At 71.3% G+C, this 2,551-nt stretch carries 2 protein-coding genes; both read left to right on the plus strand.

What is annotated here, in order from left to right; all coding sequences use genetic code 11:
• The first annotated feature begins 417 nt into the window (after positions 1-417).
• Positions 418-1,800: an enolase C-terminal domain-like protein gene (locus ACFWE2_RS25185; RefSeq protein ID WP_377226943.1), complete on the plus strand. Its 1,383-nt coding sequence runs from the start codon at positions 418-420 to the stop codon at positions 1,798-1,800.
• Entirely contained in the window at positions 1,787-2,491 is a 705-nt protein-coding gene (locus tag ACFWE2_RS25190; protein WP_377226944.1) for a FadR/GntR family transcriptional regulator, read from the plus strand. Before ACFWE2_RS25185 ends, ACFWE2_RS25190 begins: the two co-directional genes overlap by 14 nt.
• Positions 2,492-2,551: the final 60 nt, after the last annotated feature.

Consider the following 2,551-nt stretch of genomic DNA (forward strand, 5'->3'; position numbering starts at 1 on the left):
GTCAGTCAACCGACCGATCTCACGGCAACCGACCGAAGTCATCTCGGCGACCGCGCAAGGGACCGAACTCATGGCCCGCCCAGCAGCCCGACGACGCCGGGAGCGAGCCACCCACGTCGGCGGTCCGCTGCGGGCTACCCGCGAGGTGAGCCACGAACCGGGCAGCGCCGGGTGCACCCAGGCCTTCCCCGCACCCAGGCATCCCCCGCAGTCGCCAACCCAGCAGCCGCCAACCCAGCAGTCGCCGGCCCAGCAGTCGCCAACCCCGCACCAGCTCCCTGGTCAGCCCTGCCGGCCAGCCGACCACCCTGCACATTGATCAAACCAATCACCCGAGCCAACCCTCACCGTCTTGACCGTCACGGCCTCCGTCCGTAGATTGCTGGCAGTTCATCTGATGTTTGGGAAAGGGCGGGCATGGCCACGATCACAGGGGTCCGGGTAGAGGACGTGCGGTTCCCGACGTCCGTCACCGCCGACGGTTCCGACGCGATGAACAAGGACGGCGACTACTCGGCCGCCTACGTGGTGCTCGAGACGGACGCGCCGGACCCGGGCGACCCCGGCCGCACGCTCGGCGGTCACGGGCTGACGTTCACCATCGGCCGGGGCAACGACATCGTCGCCGAGGCCGCGCGCCAGCAGGCGGCGGCCCTCGTGGGCCGGGACGTCGACGAGCTCGCCGCCGACATGGGCGCGCTGTACGGGGAGCTGACGTCCGACAGCCAGATGCGCTGGCTCGGGCCCGAGAAGGGTGTGGTGCACCTGTCGCTGGCCGCCGTGCTCAACGCGGCCTGGGACCTGGTCGCACGCCGCGCGGGCAAGCCCCTGTGGCGCGTGCTGGTCGACATGACGCCGGAGGAGCTCGTCGACGTCGCCGACCTCCGCTACCTCTCCGACGCGCTCACTCGCGAGGACGCCCTCGAGATCCTCCGCGAGCGCGAGGGCACCAAGCAGGAGCGGATCGCCCACCTGGAGCAGACCGGCTACCCGGTGTACACGACGTCGGCCGGGTGGCTCGGCTACAGCGACGCCAAGCTCCGGCGGCTCTGCCAGGAGGCCGTGGACGCCGGGTACCAGCACGTGAAGCTCAAGGTCGGGGCGAGCCTCGACGAGGACGTCCGCCGGCTCGCGATCGCGCGGGAGGTGCTGGGCCCGGACCGCGCGCTGATGATCGACGCCAACCAGGTCTGGGACGTGCCGCAGGCGATCGAGTGGATGCGGGAGCTGGCCAGGTTCGACCCGCTGTGGATCGAGGAGCCCACGTCGCCGGACGACATCCTCGGCCACGCCGCCGTCCGCCGCGCCGTCGCGCCGGTCGGGGTGGCGACGGGCGAGCACTGCCACAACCGCGTGATGTTCAAGCAGCTCTTCCAGGCCGAGGCGATCGACTACTGCCAGCTCGACACCGGGCGGCTCGCGAGCATCAACGAGATAGTCGCCGTGCTGCTGCTGGCGGCGAAGTTCGGGGTGCCGGTGTGCCCGCACGCTGGCGGCGTCGGCCTGTGCGAGATGGTGCAGCACGTCTCCGTGCTGGACTACGTGGCGATCGGCGGGGACCTCGACGGCCGCGTGACCGAGTACGTGGACCACCTGCACGAGCACTTCACGGACCCGTGCGTCGTCGCGGACAAGGGCGCCGGCTCCGCCTACGTGCTGCCGTCCCGGCCGGGCTACTCCACGCAGATGTACGAGGACTCCCTCGACCGGTTCAGGTTCCCGGGCGGGACGTACTGGGCGGGCGACAGTTCTGTGCGCGACGCCTCCGTGCGCGATACTTCCGAGCATGTCCCGCACTGACGAGGTAGTCGACGGCATCCGCAGGATGATCCTCGACGGACAGCTCCGGCCCGGCGACCGGCTGCCCGTCGAGAAGGACCTGGCCGACGCCCTCCAGGTCTCCCGCGGCTCGCTCCGGGAGGGCGTCCGCGCCCTGTCGATGCTCGGCGTCGTGCACACCCGGCAGGGCGACGGCACGTACGTCACCAGCCTCGATCCCGCCCGGCTGCTCTCCCCCATGGCGATGGTCCTCGACCTGCAGGACGACGGCGCCATGCCCGCCTTCCACAGCGTGCGCCGCGTGCTGGAGACGGAGGCGGCGGGGCTGGCCGCCGTCCGCATGACCGACGCAGCGGTGGCCGAGGCGCGCGCGATCCTCGACCGGGTCCCGGAGACCATGCACGGTACGTCGGTGGACCACGACAGGTTCATCGAGATCGACATCGCGTTCCACCGCGTCATCGCGGCGCACTCCGGCAACCCGGTGCTGGAGGCGCTCATCGAGTCGTTCGCCGGCCGCACCGTCCGGGCGAGGCTGTGGCGCGGCCTGCACACCGAGGGCATCGAGGAGCGCACGCACGCCGAGCACGAGGCCATCTGGCGTGCGCTCGCCGCGCGGGACCCCGAGGCGGCCCGCATCCGGATGGCGGCCCATCTCCTGGGCGTCGAGGACTCGCTCCCGAAGCCGGAGAACCTGGACGAGGTCCCCTGACCTGTCAGACGACCGGCGACGTGTCAGACGTACAGGTCACCTGAGTGGCCTGTACGTCTG

The sequence above is a fragment of the Promicromonospora sp. NPDC060271 genome, from assembly GCF_042726755.1.
Taxonomy (GTDB): Bacteria; Actinomycetota; Actinomycetes; order Actinomycetales; family Cellulomonadaceae; genus Promicromonospora.

What these genes read in the sequence shown, in the direction of transcription:
- ACFWE2_RS25185 (WP_377226943.1), top strand. Translation starts at nt 418, where the DNA reads ATGGCCACGATCACAGGGGTCCGGGTAGAGGACGTGCGGTTCCCGACG.
- ACFWE2_RS25190 (WP_377226944.1), top strand. Translation starts at nt 1,787, where the DNA reads ATGTCCCGCACTGACGAGGTAGTCGACGGCATCCGCAGGATGATCCTC.